The organism is Tropicimonas sp. IMCC34011, from assembly GCF_003390865.1.
GTDB lineage: Bacteria > Pseudomonadota > Alphaproteobacteria > Rhodobacterales > Rhodobacteraceae > Tropicimonas_B.
Genome location: NZ_QMEJ01000001.1, coordinates 910,100 through 927,090, shown reverse-complemented (window position 1 = coordinate 927,090; position 16,991 = coordinate 910,100). Strand labels below are relative to the sequence as shown.

18 protein-coding genes are annotated in these 16,991 nt (G+C 68.0%); 9 read left to right on the top strand and 9 right to left on the bottom strand.

The window, feature by feature from the left end; genetic code table 11:
* Positions 1-84 precede the first annotated feature (84 nt).
* From DQG15_RS04465 to DQG15_RS04445, 5 genes are all read left to right on the top strand, one after another.
* Positions 85-897 carry a response regulator gene (locus DQG15_RS04465; protein WP_116083064.1) on the top strand — a complete coding sequence of 271 codons (813 nt, stop codon included), beginning with the start codon at positions 85-87 and terminating at the stop codon, positions 895-897.
* 154 nt (positions 898-1,051) lie between these two features.
* Positions 1,052-2,038, top strand: coding sequence for a methylmalonyl Co-A mutase-associated GTPase MeaB (gene meaB / locus DQG15_RS04460; RefSeq protein ID WP_116083062.1), 987 nt, complete (start codon positions 1,052-1,054; stop codon positions 2,036-2,038).
* Between the two features lie 114 nt (positions 2,039-2,152).
* On the top strand, positions 2,153-2,443 hold the full coding sequence (gene rpmB, locus DQG15_RS04455; RefSeq protein ID WP_116083060.1) for a 50S ribosomal protein L28: 291 nt from the start codon (positions 2,153-2,155) through the stop codon (positions 2,441-2,443).
* Between the two features lie 10 nt (positions 2,444-2,453).
* Positions 2,454-3,410, top strand: coding sequence for a PfkB family carbohydrate kinase (locus DQG15_RS04450; RefSeq protein WP_116083058.1), 957 nt, complete (start codon positions 2,454-2,456; stop codon positions 3,408-3,410).
* 27 nt (positions 3,411-3,437) lie between these two features.
* Positions 3,438-4,349 (top strand): pseudouridine-5'-phosphate glycosidase, encoded by a 912-nt coding sequence (locus DQG15_RS04445; RefSeq protein WP_116083056.1) that lies wholly within the window; start codon positions 3,438-3,440, stop codon positions 4,347-4,349.
* A gap of 8 nt (positions 4,350-4,357) precedes the next feature.
* Here the strand turns inward: DQG15_RS04445 and DQG15_RS04440 are convergent, their stop codons facing one another.
* Positions 4,358-5,374, bottom strand: coding sequence for a hypothetical protein (locus tag DQG15_RS04440; protein ID WP_116083054.1), 1,017 nt, complete (start codon positions 5,372-5,374; stop codon positions 4,358-4,360).
* A gap of 186 nt (positions 5,375-5,560) precedes the next feature.
* On the opposite strand from DQG15_RS04440, the gene DQG15_RS04435 reads away from it, so the two are divergent.
* Positions 5,561-6,061 (top strand): thermonuclease family protein, encoded by a 501-nt coding sequence (locus tag DQG15_RS04435; RefSeq protein WP_116083053.1) that lies wholly within the window; start codon positions 5,561-5,563, stop codon positions 6,059-6,061.
* Positions 6,062-6,237: 176 nt separating this feature from the next.
* Here the strand turns inward: DQG15_RS04435 and DQG15_RS04430 are convergent, their stop codons facing one another.
* From DQG15_RS04430 to DQG15_RS04400, 7 genes are all read right to left on the bottom strand, one after another.
* Positions 6,238-8,436, bottom strand: a complete 2,199-nt coding sequence (locus DQG15_RS04430) for a 3-hydroxyacyl-CoA dehydrogenase NAD-binding domain-containing protein (RefSeq protein ID WP_116083051.1) — start codon at positions 8,434-8,436, stop codon at positions 6,238-6,240.
* A 14-nt stretch (positions 8,437-8,450) separates the two neighbouring features.
* Complete coding sequence (locus DQG15_RS04425; RefSeq protein ID WP_116083049.1) at positions 8,451-9,662, bottom strand: acetyl-CoA C-acetyltransferase; 1,212 nt, start codon at positions 9,660-9,662, stop codon at positions 8,451-8,453.
* A gap of 20 nt (positions 9,663-9,682) precedes the next feature.
* Positions 9,683-10,309, bottom strand: coding sequence for a glutathione S-transferase family protein (locus DQG15_RS04420; protein WP_116083048.1), 627 nt, complete (start codon positions 10,307-10,309; stop codon positions 9,683-9,685).
* Positions 10,310-10,471: 162 nt separating this feature from the next.
* A complete protein-coding gene (locus tag DQG15_RS04415; RefSeq protein ID WP_116083046.1) occupies positions 10,472-10,684 on the bottom strand; it encodes a hypothetical protein in 213 nt (70 codons plus the stop codon).
* A gap of 64 nt (positions 10,685-10,748) precedes the next feature.
* Positions 10,749-12,527: an acyl-CoA dehydrogenase C-terminal domain-containing protein gene (locus DQG15_RS04410; RefSeq protein WP_116083044.1), complete on the bottom strand. Its 1,779-nt coding sequence runs from the start codon at positions 12,525-12,527 to the stop codon at positions 10,749-10,751.
* A 91-nt stretch (positions 12,528-12,618) separates the two neighbouring features.
* Complete coding sequence (locus DQG15_RS04405; protein ID WP_116083042.1) at positions 12,619-13,017, bottom strand: MerR family DNA-binding transcriptional regulator; 399 nt, start codon at positions 13,015-13,017, stop codon at positions 12,619-12,621.
* A gap of 321 nt (positions 13,018-13,338) precedes the next feature.
* The gene (locus DQG15_RS04400) at positions 13,339-13,725 is read right to left on the bottom strand and encodes a MerR family DNA-binding transcriptional regulator (protein ID WP_116083041.1); all 387 of its coding nucleotides are present in this window, start codon (positions 13,723-13,725) and stop codon (positions 13,339-13,341) included.
* Positions 13,726-13,853: 128 nt separating this feature from the next.
* Between DQG15_RS04400 and DQG15_RS04395 the strand changes: the two genes are divergently transcribed.
* From DQG15_RS04395 to DQG15_RS04385, 3 genes are read left to right on the top strand one after another with little or no spacing between them, the layout of a single operon-like run.
* Positions 13,854-14,312 (top strand): PaaI family thioesterase, encoded by a 459-nt coding sequence (locus tag DQG15_RS04395; RefSeq protein WP_116083039.1) that lies wholly within the window; start codon positions 13,854-13,856, stop codon positions 14,310-14,312.
* A complete protein-coding gene (locus DQG15_RS04390; protein WP_116083038.1) occupies positions 14,309-14,821 on the top strand; it encodes a PaaI family thioesterase in 513 nt (170 codons plus the stop codon). The genes DQG15_RS04395 and DQG15_RS04390 overlap by 4 nt, the downstream gene beginning before the upstream one ends.
* Positions 14,814-16,169 carry an MATE family efflux transporter gene (locus DQG15_RS04385; protein ID WP_116083036.1) on the top strand — a complete coding sequence of 452 codons (1,356 nt, stop codon included), beginning with the start codon at positions 14,814-14,816 and terminating at the stop codon, positions 16,167-16,169. The genes DQG15_RS04390 and DQG15_RS04385 overlap by 8 nt, the downstream gene beginning before the upstream one ends.
* On the opposite strand, the gene DQG15_RS04380 is transcribed toward DQG15_RS04385, so the two are convergent.
* Positions 16,136-16,987, bottom strand: coding sequence for an alpha/beta hydrolase (locus tag DQG15_RS04380; RefSeq protein ID WP_157968888.1), 852 nt, complete (start codon positions 16,985-16,987; stop codon positions 16,136-16,138). The genes DQG15_RS04385 and DQG15_RS04380 overlap by 34 nt on opposite strands.
* Between the last annotated feature and the right edge of the window lie 4 nt (positions 16,988-16,991).

The window sequence follows — 16,991 nt, the reverse complement described above, 5'->3', positions numbered from 1 at the left end:
CCGGGCAGACACGGAACCGAAACCGGCGCGATGCTGTTCGGTTCCGACGATAAACAGGCAATTTTTCGAGGGATCCATCCGAGAATGACAGACAGTCAGGACGCTTCGCAAATCACATCGGCGATCGGCGTCGAGCTTCCGTATCTCCGCCGCTACGCCCGGGCGCTGACCGGCAACCAATCCTCGGGCGATGCTTACGCGGCGGCAACCCTCGAGGCCGTGCTGATCGACCGGTCCAACTTCAACTCCGGAATGTCCGCCAAGGTCGCCTTGTTCCGCACGTTCCACTCGATCTGGTCCAGCTCCGGCTCGCCGGTCGCGGATAGCGAGACGACCCTCGAGACCGCGGCGCAGCGGCACCTCGGCAAGCTGACCGAGAACACCCGCGAGGCGCTGCTACTGCACACGATCGAGGAGTTCAGCTTCGACGAAGTGGCGCAGATCATGCAGGCCGATCGTTCCGAGGCGGAGGCGCTGGTCGAGCGTGCCCGTCAGGAGATGGCCGACAGCGTGTCCGGCCGGGTCCTCGTCATCGAGGACGAGGCAATCATCGCCATGGATCTCGAGAGCATGGTCAGCGATCTCGGCCACAAGGTCACCGGCGTCGCCCGCACGCGTCAGGGTGCGGTGGAGCTCGGCAAGAGCGACCAGCCGGACCTGATCCTCGCGGACATCCAGCTGGCGGACAACTCGTCCGGCATCGATGCCGTGAACGATCTTCTGGGGCACTTCGGCGAGATCCCGGTGATCTTCATCACCGCGTTCCCCGAGCGCCTGCTGACCGGCGAGCGCCCGGAGCCGGCCTTCCTGATCTCGAAGCCCTACAACGAGGAACAGGTTCGCTCGGCCATCAGCCAGGCGATGTTCTTCTCCTCGACGGAGACCCTGCGCGCCTGAGGCGACGTGCGGACCCCGAGAGGGGGCGTTCAGAAATGACGAGCGGGCCGCGGGCGCAAGCCTCGCGGCCCTTTTTTTGCGGACGCCGACTGGACAAGATGACGGGTGGCGGGCGATGCAGGCTGGGCAGGGGCGCGCCGAGGAGCCAACAGCCATGGAGATCGCCGACTTGGCAGCGCGGATCGTGGCGGGGGAAAGACGGGCGCTGGCGCGCGGGATCACCCTTGTCGAGAGCGCGCGGGCCGATCATCGCGCGGCGGCCCTGACCCTCGGTGAAAAGCTGTCCGGGCGGGGCGAGGCTCTCCGGATCGGGCTCTCGGGCACGCCCGGCGTCGGCAAGTCCACATTCATCGAATCGCTCGGGATGCAGCTTCTCGGGGAGGGGCTGCGGGTCGCCGTGCTGGCGGTCGATCCCACGTCGGCGCGGTCCGGCGGATCGATCCTCGGCGACAAGTCCCGCATGGAGAAACTGTCGCGTCAGGACGGAGCCTTCATCCGCCCGTCTCCGGCGGGCCGGGAGCTTGGAGGCGTCGCGCGCCGCACGCGGGAGAGCGTGGCGCTCTGCGAGGCGGCGGGTTTCGATATCATACTGATCGAGACGGTGGGCGTGGGCCAGTCCGAGACCGCCGTCGCCGGCATGTCGGATATCTTCGTGCTGTTGCTGGCGCCGGGCGGCGGGGACGAATTGCAGGGCGTGAAACGCGGCATCATGGAGATCGCGGACCTCGTCGTGATCAACAAGGCGGACGGGGACCTTGCGCCCGCCGCGCGCCGGACCTGCGCCGATTATGCCGGTGCGCTGCGGCTTCTGCGGCGAAGGGCAGGGGATCCGGAGGGGATTCCCAAGGCGATGACGGTGTCGGCCCTCGAAGATGTCGGGCTGGCGGCACTCTGGGCCGAAATCCGGGCGCTGGAGCGCTTCCGCCGCGAGAGCGGCCACTGGGCCCGTACCCGTGCGGCCCAGGCGAGGGGCTGGTTCGAGGAGGAGGTCCGCCGGGGGCTTCTCGACCAATTGTCCCGCGATGCGGGGCCGGCCTTCGAGGATGCCGCGGACCGGGTCGCGGCGGGGCGCGAGACGCCGGGCGCGGCGGCGCGGCGTCTTCTGAACCGCCTCGCGCGCGAAGGGGGCAATGGGGCTTGACACCGTCGCCGCCGTCCTGTTGAAGGCGCGGACTGAATTCTTCAGGGCGCCCCCGCCGATCCCGTCCGGGCGGCGCCCGATTTACTTGAACTGACGATCTGCGAGGACGCCCTTATGTCGCGCGTGTGCGAACTGACCGGAAAAGGCCCCATGGTTGGCAACAACGTCAGCCACGCCAACAATAAGACGAAGCGGCGCTTCCTGCCGAACCTGCAGGATGTCTCGCTGATCTCCGACACGCTGGGCCGGTCCTTCCGCCTGCGGGTCTCCAATGCCGCGCTGCGGACCGTGGACCACCGCGGTGGGCTCGATGCGTTCCTCGCCCGCGCGAAGGACCCCGAACTGTCGGCGAAGGCGCTGAAGATCAAGCGCGATATCGCCAAGGCAAGCACCGAAGCCGCCTGAGGCGCTTTGGATGCCTGACCAGAACGGCCCGGCGGAGACGCCGGGCTTTTTCCGTTTGAGCCACGCGGGGACGCGGATCCTCTGCATCGGCGGGGCCGCTCAGGACCGCACGTTGCAGCTCGGCGTGCCGCTGGAGCTCCACACCTCCAACATCGCGACCGGTCGAACCGGCTGGGGCGGCGTCGCGCGCAATGTGGCCGAAGGGCTGGCGCGGCTGGGGCAGGGCGTGGATCTGGTGTCCCTGACCGGCGATGATTCGTCCGGATCGGAGATGCGCACGCGGCTTGCGGAGGCGGGCGTCGGCCTTCGATTCCTGGGCACGGAGGCAGGAGCGGCCACGGCAATCTACACGGCGGTGCTGAACCCGGACGGCGAGATGGCGGTGGCCTTCGCCGAGATGGGCGTCCTCGACAGAATGACGCCGGATCGCCTGCCGCCCGAACCCGGTGACACGGCGCTCCTCTTCGCCGATTGCAATCTGCCGGCCGAAAGCCTCCGGGCTCTGATGGTGCGGCGGCTCGCTGGCGGAGCGCCGCTCGCAGTCGATGTCGTCTCTGTTGCGAAGTCCGGGCGCGTTCCGGCGGACCTGTCCGGTATCTCCCTGCTCTTCGCCAACGCGCAGGAGGCGGGGGCGCTCCTCGAAACCGTCATGCCGAAGACGCCCGGCGAGGCACTGGAGGCCGCGGCGGCGCTCTGCGCGCGGGGCACCGATGCCGCGGCGATCTTCCTCGGGGCCGGCGGAATCGCCGCCGCAGGCCCCGGCGGAGCGTTCCACGTGCCCCCCGTTCCGGCCGAGATGCGCGATGCGACCGGCGCTGGCGATGCGACGATCGCGGCGACGCTCTGGCGACTTGCGGCCGGCGCGCCCCTCCGCGATGCACTGTCCTGCGGGGCGCGGGCCGGCGCCCTGACCATTGCGCGAGACGGCGCCGTCGCCGGGCTCGACCCCGCTTTGCTCCTTTCCTGATACCCTGACCTTCAAGCGAGACCTGCCATGACACCCGACCTGATCGACATTTCCCCCGACGTGGCAGACGCGCTCTCCTCCGGGCGGCCCGTCGTCGCGCTCGAATCGACGATCATCACTCACGGCATGCCCGCGCCGCAGAACGTCGAGACGGCCCGCGCGGTCGAGGACGAGGTGCGCGCGGCAGGAGCCGTGCCCGCGACCATCGCCATCCTGGACGGCCGCGCGAAGGTCGGCCTCGACGCGGCGGCGCTGGACCGGCTCGGCGCTGCCGAGGACGTGGTCAAGGCCTCCGGGCGGGACCTGGGCGCGGTGATCGCGAAAGGTCTCTCCGCCGGCACCACCGTCTCCGCCACGATGCGGCTGGCTCACCTCGCCGGGATCGGCATCTTCGCGACCGGCGGCGTCGGCGGTGTGCACCGCGGCGCCGAGACCACGATGGACATCTCCGCGGACCTGATGGAGCTTGCGACCACGCCCGTCGCGGTTGTCTGCGCCGGCGTGAAGTCCATCCTCGACATTCCGCGCACCCTCGAAGTGCTCGAGACGAACCGGGTTCCCGTCATCGCGAACGGCACCGAAGAGTTTCCCGCCTTTTTCTCGCGCCAGAGCGGCATCGCCGCCGATCACCGGCTGGACGGGGCGGAGGAGATCGCAAGAGCCATCGCCGCGCACCACGCCTTCGGCTCCGGCACTGGCGTTCTGATCGCGAATCCGATCCCGGCCGCTGACGAGATCCCTGCCGCCGAGATCGCGGCGACCATCGACGAGGCGCTCAAGGCGGCCGAATCGAGGGGCATCACCCGCAAGGAGGTCACGCCGTTCCTCCTCGCGGCGATCAACGAGGCAACGGGCGGGCGCTCCCTGACGGCGAATATCGCGCTCGTTCGGAACAACGCCCGGCTCGCGGCCGAGATCGCTGTGGCCGCCGCCCGCTGACGCGGGCTTCAGGTCCCGCAGATGTTCTGCAGGGCCACCCATGAGCTGTCCGTGAGGACCGGCTCGGCATCGCCGCCGCGCATCGGGTCGGACTCGATGAGCGGCAGCGTGGCCTCCCCGCTGATGTCTTCCGCGTAGGCGTAGGGAGTGGACGAGACGCGGGCGGCCTGGAACTTGGGCAGGAGCGCCGTCGGGGCGACTTGCGGACGCTCCGTGCCGACGAGGTACTCGGCATAGGCGTTCAGCGTCTTGTCCGAAATCTCGCCGCTCGTGAGCAGCTTCAGGGTCGCGAAGGGGCCGGAGGCGCGGAGCAGGCGTTCCATCGGAGATTCGGCTTCGGTCCGGACCACCTCGGCCAGGATGTAGCCCGCGGCGACGTCGGGCGTTTCGTGGTCCTCCACGAGGCGCCGATCGAGCAGGATCAGGCCGCCAGGCAGGGTCACGGTGCCGGTGAGACCGTCCCTCAGGACGAGGATTGCGCCTTCGCGGGGGGCAACGAGCCGATTGTGGAGCTGCGCCAGAGCACGGTCGCCCCGCGGCGTGCGGCAGGGCGCACCGGAAACGCGGCCGATGGCGCGGAAGAGCTCCGTCCCGATATCTGCGCGGGCGGATGGCGGCAGGGCGCCGACGGCCTGCTGCAACAGCGCCTCCGGCAGCCAGAAGACGCCGAGGCCGATGACTGCGGCGGCAATGCCGGCGGTCACGAGCCAGCGCACGCGGCCCTGCCGCGGCCGCGCCCGGTCAAGGCCGGCACGGACCTTCTCGATGGCCTCGATCATCGTGGAATCTTCGATTTCCAGTGTTTCCGAGGCTTCGGCGGAAGGCGTGTAGAGGGCTGGCTCCTCGCCGGGATTCATCCGGGCGACTGCGGCGAGGGACCAGTGGTCCAGGGCGCGGTTCGCCGTATCCGAGATGACGAGGGACGCATTCCCGAAGGACACGATCACCTCCCGCCGCTGCGCATCCTGTCCGGGACGCCAGATCCCGTCGCATTCAAGCCGCGAATATTGTTTCAACGCCGTCATGTGGGGGGCACTTGGCCTTTCCTCGCCGGTCCAGTGGCTCCGCCGGCCGGGGTCTCGGGCCGTGGCGGGTCCGGCCAGCTTAACTCGCGCGTTCGGGGTTTTCCATCGGCTGAAAAGGAGTTGCGAGGTTTCGATGTTGCGGTCACCCGCCTGCGCGGGGAGTATGCCGCTCCGTCCCCTGAAGCGATGACCGCCATGAGATCGAAGTCCCCGTTCCACACGCGCCGCCGCCGCGGCAGGTCGAGCCACGACGCCCCGATCGGGGTGAAGGGTGCCGTCCTGGTGGTCCTTCTGGTCCTCGGCGTTCTGACGAGTCTTTTTGGGCAGGGCCCGGACGAGCGGGCGCGGACGGCCGGGCCGGGTCCCTCGAGCGGGCGCGATGTGGAGTCTGGCAAGGCGGCGGACCTCACCGGCCGCGTCACCCATATCCGCGACGGGGACACGATCGAGGTGGCCGGTGTGCCTGTCCGCATCGCCAATCTCGACTGCGCCGAAACGGGAACCGCGGCTGGGGAGCGCGCCACGGCCAAGGTGCGGGACCTCGTCCGTGATCAGACAATGTCCTGCATGCTGGAGGGGCGGAAGTCCTGGGACAGGGAGGTCGGTGTCTGCGCCCTCGCCACGGGGGACGACCTCGGGGAGATGATGATTTCCGGCGGCTATTGCGGGCGCTGGCCCGGATATTGACGCAGCGGCCATGATCCTGTCCCGCGGCCGGGGGAAGGCCTGCGCCGAGGGCGTGGCCCGGTTCGACGGCTAAGCGCCGGTGCGCCGCGCGGGCAGGGGGCGGAACGGACGAGGCCCCGGACTGCGTGCAGCCCGGGGCCTCTGTTTCTTGTGGTTCTGGCGGCCGACGCGAGCCCTTACGCGGCCTTCACCGACTGGCCGTCGCCGTAGCGGCCGTAGAAACTCTCGCCCTTGGCGGCCATGTCGCGCAGGAGTTTCGGCGCCTTGAACCGCGGCCCGTGATCCGCTTCCAGCACATCGCAAATGGCGACCGCGCGGGTGGCGCCGATGATGTCGAGCCAGGAGAACGGCCCGCCCGACCAGGGCGCGAAGCCCCAGCCAAGGATGGCGCCGACGTCACCCTCGCGGATATCCGTGAGGACGCCTTCCTCGAAGGCCCGGACCGCTTCCAACACCTGCGCCATCATCAGTCGATGCTGGACCTCGCTGACCTCGGGCTGCTCCTCGGAAACCGGGTAGGCGGCATCGAGGCCCTCCCAGAGGCCCTTGCGCTTGCCGCTCTCCTCGTAGGCGTAGAAGCCCGAGCCGGACTTGCGGCCCATCCGCCCCTGATCCGCCATCGCGAAGAGCACCTCGTCGACCGCAGCGTCGGGATAGGCGTCTCCCATCGCGGCGCGGGTGGCCTTGGCGATCTTCACCCCGAGATCGATGGAGATCTCGTCGACGAGCTGAAGGGGGCCGAGCGGCATTCCGACGAGCTTCGCGCCGTTCTCGATGAGCGGCGGCGCCACGCCCTCCGCCACCATCCGGATCCCCTCGTTGATGTAGGGAATGATGCAGCGGTTCGCGTAGAAGAAGCGCGCGTCGTTCACCACGATCGGCGTCTTGCGGATCTGCCGCACGAAATCGAGCGCCTTGGCGACCGCCCGGTCGCCGGTCTTCGCGCCCTTGATGATCTCGACGAGGTTCATCTTCTCGACGGGGGAGAAGAAGTGGATGCCGATATACTGCTCGGGCCGCTGGCTGGCCTCGGCAAGATCGGTGATCGGCAGCGTCGAGGTGTTGGTGGCGAAGATGCAGTCGGGGCCGATCACGGCCTCCACCTTCTTCGTTGCCTCGGCCTTCACCGACGGATCCTCAAACACCGCTTCGACGATCAGATCGCAGCCCGAAAGCGCGGCATAGTCATCCGTCGCCTCGATCCGGCCGAGCATCTGCTCCTTCTTCTCGGGCGTGGCCTTCTTCCGCTTGATGCCCTCGTCCATGTAGGTCGCGCTGTGGGCCTTGCCCCGCTCGGCGGCCTCGCGGCTCTGATCCACCAGCACCACCTCGATGCCGGCTTGGGCGGAGACGAGCGCGATGCCCGCGCCCATCATACCGGCGCCGAGGATACCAACCTTGCGGACCGTCTGATCCGGCGCCTCGGGCCGGTTCGCGCCCTTCTCGAGCGCGCCCTTGTTGATGAAGAGCGACCGGATCATGGCCGAGGAGGACGGGTTCATGAGGACGGAGGTGAAGTACCGTGCCTCGATCCTGAGCGCCGTGTCGAAGGGCACGAGGGCGCCTTCGTAGACCGAAGACAGGAGCGCCTTCGCGGCGGGGAAGACGCCCTTGGTCTTTCCGTTCACCATGGCGGACGCGCCGACGAAGGTCATGAAGCCGGCAGGGTGATAGGGGGCGCCGCCGGGCATCTTGTAGCCCTTCTCGTCCCACGGCTTGACGATGTCCTTGTCGGATGCGGAGAGCACCCAGTCCTTCGCGGCCGCGACGGGATCGGCCACGACCTCGTCGATCAGTCCGGCGCTCTTGGCCTTGGACGGATCGGACAGCTTGCCCTCGAGCAGGAACGGGGAGGCCGCCATCGCCCCCAGCTTCCGGGCGAGGCGCGTGGTGCCGCCGGCGCCGGGGAAGATGCCGATCATGATCTCGGGCAGGCCGATCTTCGCCTTCGGATTGTCGGCGGCGAAGATGCGGTGACAGGCCAGCGGGATCTCCAGCCCGATGCCGAGCGCGCTGCCCGGAAGGGCGGCGGCAATCGGCTTGCCGCCCTTGTTCTTGTCGTCCATCCCGGCGCGCTCGATCTTTCGCAGGGCGCCATGCATCTGCATGATCCCGTCGAAGAGCCCCTTCGCGGGGTTGGCGCCCGCATCGTCGCGCAGCTTGGCTAGGACGTTGAGGTCCATGCCGGCGGCGAAGTCGGGCTTGCCGGAGGTGATGACGATGCCCTTGACCGCATCGTCGCCGAGCGCGTCCTCCACCAGTCCGTCCAGGGTCTTGAGCGCGTCGAAGGACAGGACGTTCATCGACTTGTTCGGAACGTCCCAGGTGATCACGGCGACGCCGTCGGCGCCTTTGTCCATCTTGAAATCGGTCATGTCGCGGTCTCCCCTCACACGCGTTCGATGATGGTCGCGGCGCCCATGCCGGAGGCGACGCAGAGCGTCGCGAGGCCGAGCTCCTTGTCCGACCGTTCCAGCTCGTCGAGCAGGGTGCCGATGATGATCGCGCCGGTGGCGCCGAGCGGGTGGCCCATGGCGATGGCACCGCCGTTGACGTTGACGCGCCCGGGATCGACGTCGAAGGCCTGCATGAAGCGCAGGGCCACGGCGGAGAACGCCTCGTTCACCTCGAAGAGATCGATGTCCGAGATCTTCATGCCGTGATCCTCGAGGATCTTGTGCGTGACCGGGACCGGCCCCGTCAGCATGATCGTGGGATCGGTGCCGATCTTCGCGGTGGCGCGGATTCGGGCGCGCGGCTTCAGCCCGTGCGCCTTGCCGAAGGCCTTGGAGCCGACGAGCACCGCCGCCGCGCCGTCCACGATCCCCGAGGAGTTGCCTGCGTGGTGCACGTGGTTGATCCGCTCAAGATGCGGGTACTTCATCATCGCGACCTTGTCGAAGCCCGGCATGACCTCGCCCATCTGCTGGAAGGACGGGTTCAGGGCGCCGAGCTTCTGCATGTCCGTATCGGGGCGCATGTACTCGTCCCGGTCGAGGATCGGCAGGCCGTTCGTGTCCCTGATGGTGATGACGGACTTGTCGAAATGGCCCGCATCCCAGGCCGCCGCGGCCCGTTTCTGGCTCTCCACGGCGAAGGCGTCGCACTGCTCCCGGCTGAAGCCGTACTCGGTGGCGATGATGTCGGCGGCGATGCCCTGGGGCACGAAGTAGCTGTCCATGGCGACCGAGGGGTCCACCGCGATCGCGGCGCCGTCGGAGCCCATCGCCACGCGGGACATCATCTCGACCCCGCCGGCGACATAGGCCTCGCCCGCGCCGGCGCGGACCTGGTTGGCGGCGAGGTTCACCGCTTCCATGCCGCTCGCGCAGAAGCGGTTGATGGACAGGCCCGGGACGCGCTCGTCGAAGTCGGAGGCGAGAACCGCCGTGCGCGCAAGGCATCCACCCTGCTCCATGACCTGCGTGGCGTTGCCCCAGATCACGTCCTCGACGCCGCGGGTCTCGAGATCGCTGCGCTCCTTGATGGCGTTCAGGACCTGCTTGGAGAGGGACACGGCGGTCACCTCGTGCAGCGAGCCGTCCTTGCGGCCGCGCCCCCGCGGGCTGCGTACGGCGTCGTAGATATAGGCGTCTGTCATCAAATCCTCCCGAAGATGCGTCAGGCCCGGTCCGAAGGGTGTCCGGGCATCATGTCATAGGGGTGTTTCCAGCCGGGCAGGGCGGCTATCCGCGCCAGCCAGGCGGCGATGGCGGGAAAGCGGTCCGCGTCGTAGCCGAAGGGTTCGGGGTAGTAGAGGTAGCCGCAGGCGGCGGTGTCGGCGATCGTGGGCGAGTCGCCCGCGATCCAGTCCCGCCCGTCCAGGTGCCGATCGAGCACCTTGAGCGACGACGCAACGCGCCCCGAAAGCCACTCGATTGCGCCTGCGGAGCGTTTTTCCTCCGGCAGAAAGTTCGTCATGAAGCGCAGCGCGCCTTGCTGGCCGCTGCCCTTCTGCGCGTCCCAGAAGAGCCAGCGCAGGATCTCGGCCCGGTCCCCGTCCAGGAGCTTGCCGGTCCGCTCGGCGGCGTGGAGCTGGATCACGCAGGACTGCGTGAGAACCAGATCCCCGTCGACCATCACCGGCACCTCGCCCATCTCGTTGAGCGCGAGGAACTCCGGATCCTTCGATCCGCCGCCGAAGAAATCGACCCAGACCGGGTCCCAGTCGAGACCGCAAAAGGTGAGGGTCAGGGCCGCCTTGTAGGCATTCCCGCTTTCACCGAAGCAATGAAGCTGGATCGTCACCGGGCTGTCTCCTCTGCTACCCGCCCGCGCCTGAGAAAAGCGCACGGGCGGCAAATGTCATCCCCGGTCCCGCCGTGACGTTGCGACGAAGCTCATCTCCCCGGAAGGGCTCGGATCGCACCACGTTCACCCTTTCTGCCGAATGCCCGCGCCGGAAAGGCGTCACCGCTTGCGCGCGTCGAGTGTCGAATTGAAGGTCCGCAGCCGGTGCAGGAACTTCTCCTCGTCGAGGATGCCGTCGAAATGCTCGAACACGAAGGACAGGGCCTCCCCCTCGTCGAGCCCGGCATCTCGGGAGAACTTCTTGAGCCGGCGATAGGCATCTTCCGTCATGGCGACGGGCAGGCGACGGGTCAGGCGGAAGCGTTTGGGCATGGGGCTCGCGGGCAAGGGGCAGGGGAGGGGCCGTGCATCGGCCCTTCCCCCTCGATACTCGCCCTCAGAAGGCGGCTTCGTCCAGCGTCATCACTGGATCGGCGCCGCTTTCGATGCGCGCAAGGTGCATCTTCGTCGCCGGAAGCTGGCGCGCCATGTAGTAGCGGCCGGTCTGGATCTTGGCCTTCAGGAACTCCGCATCGCCCTCGCCGTCCGACAGCATCTTCGTCGCGGCGACGGCCATCCGGGACCACATCAGTCCCAGAGCCACATGGCCGAAGAGATGCATGAAGTCGTAGCTTCCCGACAGCGCGGCGTTGGGGTTCTTCGCGCCGTTCTGCATGAAGTACATCCCGGCGGCCTGAAGGTCCTTGGAGGCGGCTTTCAGCGGATCGAGATAGCCCACCTTCAGTGTCTCGTCGCCCTCGTTCTCCTTGATGAAGGATTTCACCATCTCGAAGAACGCCATCACCGTCTTGCCGCCGTTCTGGCCGAGCTTGCGGCCGACGAGGTCGAGGGACTGGATGCCGTTCGTGCCCTCGTAGATCATCGTGATCCGGGCATCGCGAACGAACTGTTCGAGGCCCCATTCGCGGGTGAAGCCGGAGCCGCCGAGGGTCTGCTGCGCGAGGACTGCCGTCTCGAAGCCCTTGTCCGTGAGGAAGCCCTTGATGACGGGGGTGAGGAGGGACACCATCGCCTCCGCCTCGGCATCCCCGGAGCGGTGGGAGCGGTCGATCAGCGACGCGCCCCAGAAGGCCAGCGCCCGCGCACCCTCGGTGAAGCTCTTCTGGTGGAGGAGGTTCCGGCGCACATCGGGATGCACGATGATCGGATCGGCCGGCCCGTCCGGGTTCTGCGCACCCGTCACGTCACGCCCCTGAAGCCGGTCCTTCGCGAAGGCGAGCGCATTCTGATAGGCGACCTCGCCCTGCGCGTAGCCTTGGAGGCCGACGCCGATCCGGGCTTCGTTCATCATCGTGAACATCGCGCGCATGCCCTTGTGCTCCTCGCCGACGAGGTAGCCGATCGCGCCGTCATAGTGCATCACGCAGGTCGCGTTGCCGTGGATGCCCATCTTCTCCTCGAGACCGCCGCAGACCACCTGGTTGCGGTCGCCGAGGGAGCCGTCCTCGTTCACCATGAACTTCGGCACGATGAAGAGGGAGATGCCCTTGGTGCCCTCCGGTCCGCCGGGGATCTTGGCGAGGACGAGGTGGACGATGTTGTCCGTCAGGTCATGCTCGCCGGCTGAGATCCAGATCTTCTGACCGGAGATGCGGTAGGTTCCGTCGTCTTGCGGCTCCGCCTTGGTGCGGATGAGGCCCAGATCCGTGCCGCATTGCGGCTCGGTGAGGTTCATCGTGCCCGACCACGAGCCTTCGATCATCTTGGGCAGGAAGGTCCGCTTCTGCTGTTCGGAGCCGTGGGCGTGAATCGCGGAGGCGGCGCCGTGGCTCAGGCCCTGGTACATGTTGAAGGCCATGTTGGCGGAGACGAACATCTCGCCGACGGCCGAGCCCAGGAGGTACGGCATGCCCTGGCCGCCGTATTCGGGATCGGAATCAAGGGCGAGCCAGCCGCCCTCCCGCATCTGGTCGTAGGCGGCCTTGAACCCGGTGGGCGTCCGGACGACGCCGTTCTCGAGGGTGCAGCCCTCCCGGTCCCCGACCGGGTTGAGGGGCGCGAGCACTTCCGAGGAGATCTTCCCGGCTTCTTCGAGAACGGCGGTGGTGAAGTCCCGGTCCATCTCGTCGTAGCCCGGCACGTCCTGCTCATGGGCCCGAAGCACGTCGTGCAGCACAAACTGGATGTCTTGCACGGGTGCGGTGTAACTCGGCATGTCTGGTCCTCCCGACTAGGTTGAACCCATAATAGAAAACGGCGCGCAAGAATGTCCCGCGCGCCGTTCCGTCACTTCAAATGCAAATCGTCTACTCGGCGGCCTGCTTGGCTTGCAGGGAGGACAGTACGCTCTCCCCCCATTCCATGTGGCCCTTGAGCTCGGAAATCGCCTCGTTCAGCTCGTCCCGCCGGCGTTCCATGTCGGCGAGGTGAACCTTGGCGGCCTCGTAGGTCGCGCTGATCTGCGTGACCTGCTGATCGCCCAGATCGTAGAGATCGAGCAGCTGGCGGATCTCCTCGAGGGAGAAGCCGAAGCGCTTGCCGCGCAGAATCAGCTTGAGACGTGCGCGGTCCCGGCGGGTGAAGAGCCGTCGCGTGCCTTCCCGGATCGGGAAGAGCAGTTCCTTGGATTCGTAGAATCGCAGGGTGCGCGGCGTCACCTCGAAGGAGTCGCACATCTCGCGGATGGTGAGGGTGTCGGTGGTCATTTTTCGTTGGCCTCCCAGTCAGGAGATTGCTTCTTTGTGGGAGCGCAAATGTTTCGATTTCGCTCAAGTCACAAGCCCCGCATGACGTTAGCGTAACCGTAACGTGACGTCATGAACGAGGTTGGGAAATATCAATGCGCCAGAAGCAGTTGATGCGCAATTTTGACCGGTTGGTCAATGCACTTGAGGCGCCATGCCGAACTTTGATCGGGCTATAAAGCGAAGGCATGCCGTTGGCCCGCGATGAGCCCTTCGGGCGCACCTACAGGAGCCGTCCGGCGCTGCCCGTGGACGGGCAAGGGGCCGCCCGCAGGAGCGGTGTCAGTCCTTGCTGTCGCTTTCTTCGAGAGAGCGGGAGGTGTCGGCGCGCAGGCCCTCGAGTTCGGCGATCGTCTGCGCGAGCTCCTCCTGCCGCTTGCGCAGATCGGAGAGCTGGCTGTCGGCCATGACGACCCACGCTTCCATCTGTGCGCGGGTGCCCTGCTGATCATAGATCTCCAGCCATTGCCGAATTTCCTCGAGGGAGAATCCGAACCGGCGACCCCGCATGATCAGCGTCATCCGGGCCACCTCGCGTGCGCTGTAGAACCGGGACCGGCCCTCGCGCTCGGGGGAGAGCAGCTCGATGTACTCGTAGTAGCGCAGCGTGCGGGGCGTTACGCCGAAGCGCTCGCACATATCCTTGAAGCTGATACGAATTTCTACCATCCCGTCCGCACGTTGTCGCCTGGCCCCCGGATCATCGCGTCCGCGCTTCCGCTTTGCAACCCGGGCGTGCCTTGTACGTCGTGCCCCCCGGACCGATAGTCCACCGGTCGAAAACAACAGGTTCCGCCATGAGCGATGCACAGTTGCAGATACAGATAGCCCGCCAGTTCATCGAGGCGATTCCCTTCGCCCGCGCAGTCGGCATGACGATCGAGAGCGTCGGCGGCGGACATGCGGTGATCACGATGCCCTTCGACGAGCGGCTCGTGGGCGATCCGCGGCGGGGCGTTCTCCATGGCGGCGTGATCAGCGCGCTGATGGACACCTGCGGCGGCGCCGCGGTGATGAGCCATCCCGTCGGCCCCTCCACGGCAGCCACGCTCGATCTCAGGATCGACTACATGCGCGCCGCGAAGGCCGGTGCGGCGATCCGGGCGGAGGCGGAGTGCTACCACGTCACCCGCTCGGTGGCCTTCATTCGGGCGACCGCGACGGACGGCGAGGACGGACCGCCCGTTGCCGCCGCCACCGGGGCCTTCACCATGACCGTTCGCCCCTCTGCGGAGAAAAAGGAGGGCGCGGCATGAGCCCCCGCACGTCTCCCGAGCCTGTCCATGCCCTGAAGGAGCGGCGCGATGGCCACCTCTCCCGTCTCGTCGGCTCGATGCCCTACGCTGCCTTTCTCGGCATCGAATTCGATCGCCGCGGGGACGAGCTGACCGCCGTTCTGCCCTTCAAGGACATGCTCATCGGCGACCCGATGGTTCCGGCGCTGCATGGCGGCGTGACGGCCTCGTTTCTCGAAACCGCAGCCATCGTGGAGCTGAGCTGGTCCATCCTCTGGCCCGAGATGGAGAGCGGGACGGGCGGCGATGTCGGGCCGCGCCTGCCCAAGACGATCGACTTCACCATCGACTACCTGCGCTCCGGCCTGCCGCGCGACGCCTATGCACGGGCGCGGGTGGTGCGCTCGGGGCGGCGCTTCGCCTCCGTTCATGTCGAGGCGTGGCAGGACAACCGGGCTCGCCTCTTCGCGCAGGCCACGGGGCACTTCCTGATGCCGGCGGACCCCCGGGACGATCCCGGTCATGTCTGAACCGGGCATCGCGCCCGAGCCGTCCGCCACTTCCGCGCATCTTCATCCGGTCACGCATCGCCGCGTCCTCGCGATCGCGCTGCCCATCGTCCTGTCGAACGCGACGATCCCCATCCTCGGGGCCGTCGATACCGGCGTCGTGGGGCAGCTCGGCGCCGCCGCGCCGATCGGGGCCGTGGGGATTGGCGCGGTCATCATCTCCTCGATCTACTGGATCTTCGGCTTCCTCCGGATGGGCACCTCCGGCCTCGTGGCGCAGGCGCATGGCGCACGGGACGCGGCGGAGACGGGCGCGATCCTCGTGCGGGCGCTGATGATCGCGGGCGCGGCCGGGTTGGCCGGAATCGTACTGCAATGGCCGATCTTCGCCGCCGCCTTCGCGCTCGCACCGGCCTCGGACGAGGTCGAGGAGCTGTCTCGGATCTACCTGTCCATCCGCATCTGGGGCGCGCCGGCGGCGATTGCGATCTATGCGCTGACGGGCTGGCTCATCGCGCTGGAGCGAACGCGCTCCGTGCTGCTCCTCCAGCTCTGGATGAACGGGCTGAACATCGTGCTCGATTTGTGGTTCGTCCTCGGCCTCGGATGGGGCGTCGGCGGGGTCGCGTGCGCGACGATCATCGCGGAGCTGACCGGGCTGGGGCTTGGCCTCTGGCTCTGCCGCGCGGCGTTCGCCGGGGACCAGTGGAGGGACTGGGCGCGGGTCCTCGATCCGGTCCGGATCAGGCGGATGGTGGCCGTGAACGGAGACATCATGCTCCGCTCCATCCTCCTGCAAGCCAGCTTCACCGCCTTCCTCTTCGTCGGCTCGGATTTCGGTGACGTGACGCTGGCGGCCAACCAGGTGCTGCTGCAGTTCCTCCAGATCACCGCCTACGCGCTCGACGGCGTTGCCTTCGCCGCCGAATCCCTCGTGGGCCAGGCCTTCGGAGCGCGCAGCAGACCTCACCTGCGCCGCGCCGCCATCGTGGCGAGCCAGTGGGGCGCGGGCGGCGCGGTCCTGCTCGCGGCGGTGTACGCGGTGTTCGGGCCGCTCATCATCGATGCGATGGCGACGGATCCGGCCGTGAGGCAGGCGGCGCGGGACTACCTCCCGTGGGTCGTCGCGGCGCCGCTCGTCGGGATCGGAAGCTGGATGCTGGACGGCATCTTCATCGGGGCCACGCGGACGCGGGACATGCGCAACGCGATGCTGCTCCCGGTGGCGGCCTATGTCGCCGGCGTCGTCCTTCTCGTGCCGGTGATGGGGAACGCCGGGCTCTGGCTCTCGCTGATGCTGCTGAACGGATTGCGCGCCGTGACGCTCTTCGCCCGCTATCCCGCGCTGGAGCGCGCGGCCTCGGCCTGAACGAAGGCCGCGATCCGGTCGAGCGCTTCGGCGCCTTCGGGAATCGCGTTCGGCCAGAGCGGCCACATGTGGAACATCCCGTCCCACAGCGTGAAGTCGCAGCCGCCGCCAACCTCGTGGATGCCGTCCGCCAGCAGCCGTGCATCCTCCGACAGGACCTCGTCCGGGCAGGCGGCGAGGAACGTGGGCGGCAGATGATCGAGCGGACCGAGACGGGGGGAGACTTCGGGGTCCCATCCGTCCCGGTCCTCGAAGGCGAGGCGGGCGAGCGCGGCGTCCTGTTCGTCGTCGTTCATCGCATCGTGTTCGGACTGGGCCGCGCGCACCTCCGCCGTCGCGCCGGTCCGGTCCGTGTTGGGGGAGAGAAGGGCGAGGGCGAAGGCTCGGCCGGGGCGCCGCTGCGCGGCCTCGAGGGCGAGCAGACCGCCAGCGCTGTCTCCGCCGATCGCCACAGGGCCTGAAAGCGCATCGAGGGCGGCCATCGTGTCCTCGATCTGGGCCGGCCAGACGTGATCCGGCGCAAGCCGGTACGCGGGCAGCACCACCCGTAGACCCCGGCCGGCCAGATGCGCGGCAAGGGCGAGGTGCGTTTCCGGACCGCCGAAGACCAGTCCGCCGCCATGGAGCCAGAGCAGCGTCGGACCTTCCCCAACTGAGAGCGCATCGATACTGCCGAGAACGAGGGGCGTTGCGCCGACATTCTCCGCGGCGGGCGCCGCCGCGAGGCGGGCAAAGGCTGCGCGCATCTCCGCCGGCGTGCCGGAGACCGGGTTGGCCGCGATCAGAGCGCGGACGTCATCAATGGTCTTGAGTGTCATCGGC

Excerpts from the sequence above, each read along its gene's own strand:
- DQG15_RS04465 (WP_116083064.1), top strand. The coding sequence starts at position 85 with ATGACAGACAGTCAGGACGCTTCGCAAATCACATCGGCGATCGGCGTC.
- meaB (WP_116083062.1), top strand. The coding sequence starts at position 1,052 with ATGGAGATCGCCGACTTGGCAGCGCGGATCGTGGCGGGGGAAAGACGG.
- rpmB (WP_116083060.1), top strand. The coding sequence starts at position 2,153 with ATGTCGCGCGTGTGCGAACTGACCGGAAAAGGCCCCATGGTTGGCAAC.
- DQG15_RS04450 (WP_116083058.1), top strand. The coding sequence starts at position 2,454 with ATGCCTGACCAGAACGGCCCGGCGGAGACGCCGGGCTTTTTCCGTTTG.
- DQG15_RS04445 (WP_116083056.1), top strand. The coding sequence starts at position 3,438 with ATGACACCCGACCTGATCGACATTTCCCCCGACGTGGCAGACGCGCTC.
- DQG15_RS04440 (WP_116083054.1), bottom strand. The coding sequence starts at position 5,374 with ATGACGGCGTTGAAACAATATTCGCGGCTTGAATGCGACGGGATCTGG.
- DQG15_RS04435 (WP_116083053.1), top strand. The coding sequence starts at position 5,561 with ATGACCGCCATGAGATCGAAGTCCCCGTTCCACACGCGCCGCCGCCGC.
- DQG15_RS04430 (WP_116083051.1), bottom strand. The coding sequence starts at position 8,436 with ATGACCGATTTCAAGATGGACAAAGGCGCCGACGGCGTCGCCGTGATC.
- DQG15_RS04425 (WP_116083049.1), bottom strand. The coding sequence starts at position 9,662 with ATGACAGACGCCTATATCTACGACGCCGTACGCAGCCCGCGGGGGCGC.
- DQG15_RS04415 (WP_116083046.1), bottom strand. The coding sequence starts at position 10,684 with ATGCCCAAACGCTTCCGCCTGACCCGTCGCCTGCCCGTCGCCATGACG.
- DQG15_RS04410 (WP_116083044.1), bottom strand. The coding sequence starts at position 12,527 with ATGCCGAGTTACACCGCACCCGTGCAAGACATCCAGTTTGTGCTGCAC.
- DQG15_RS04405 (WP_116083042.1), bottom strand. The coding sequence starts at position 13,017 with ATGACCACCGACACCCTCACCATCCGCGAGATGTGCGACTCCTTCGAG.
- DQG15_RS04400 (WP_116083041.1), bottom strand. The coding sequence starts at position 13,725 with ATGGTAGAAATTCGTATCAGCTTCAAGGATATGTGCGAGCGCTTCGGC.
- DQG15_RS04395 (WP_116083039.1), top strand. The coding sequence starts at position 13,854 with ATGAGCGATGCACAGTTGCAGATACAGATAGCCCGCCAGTTCATCGAG.
- DQG15_RS04390 (WP_116083038.1), top strand. The coding sequence starts at position 14,309 with ATGAGCCCCCGCACGTCTCCCGAGCCTGTCCATGCCCTGAAGGAGCGG.
- DQG15_RS04385 (WP_116083036.1), top strand. The coding sequence starts at position 14,814 with ATGTCTGAACCGGGCATCGCGCCCGAGCCGTCCGCCACTTCCGCGCAT.
- DQG15_RS04380 (WP_157968888.1), bottom strand. The coding sequence starts at position 16,987 with ATGACACTCAAGACCATTGATGACGTCCGCGCTCTGATCGCGGCCAAC.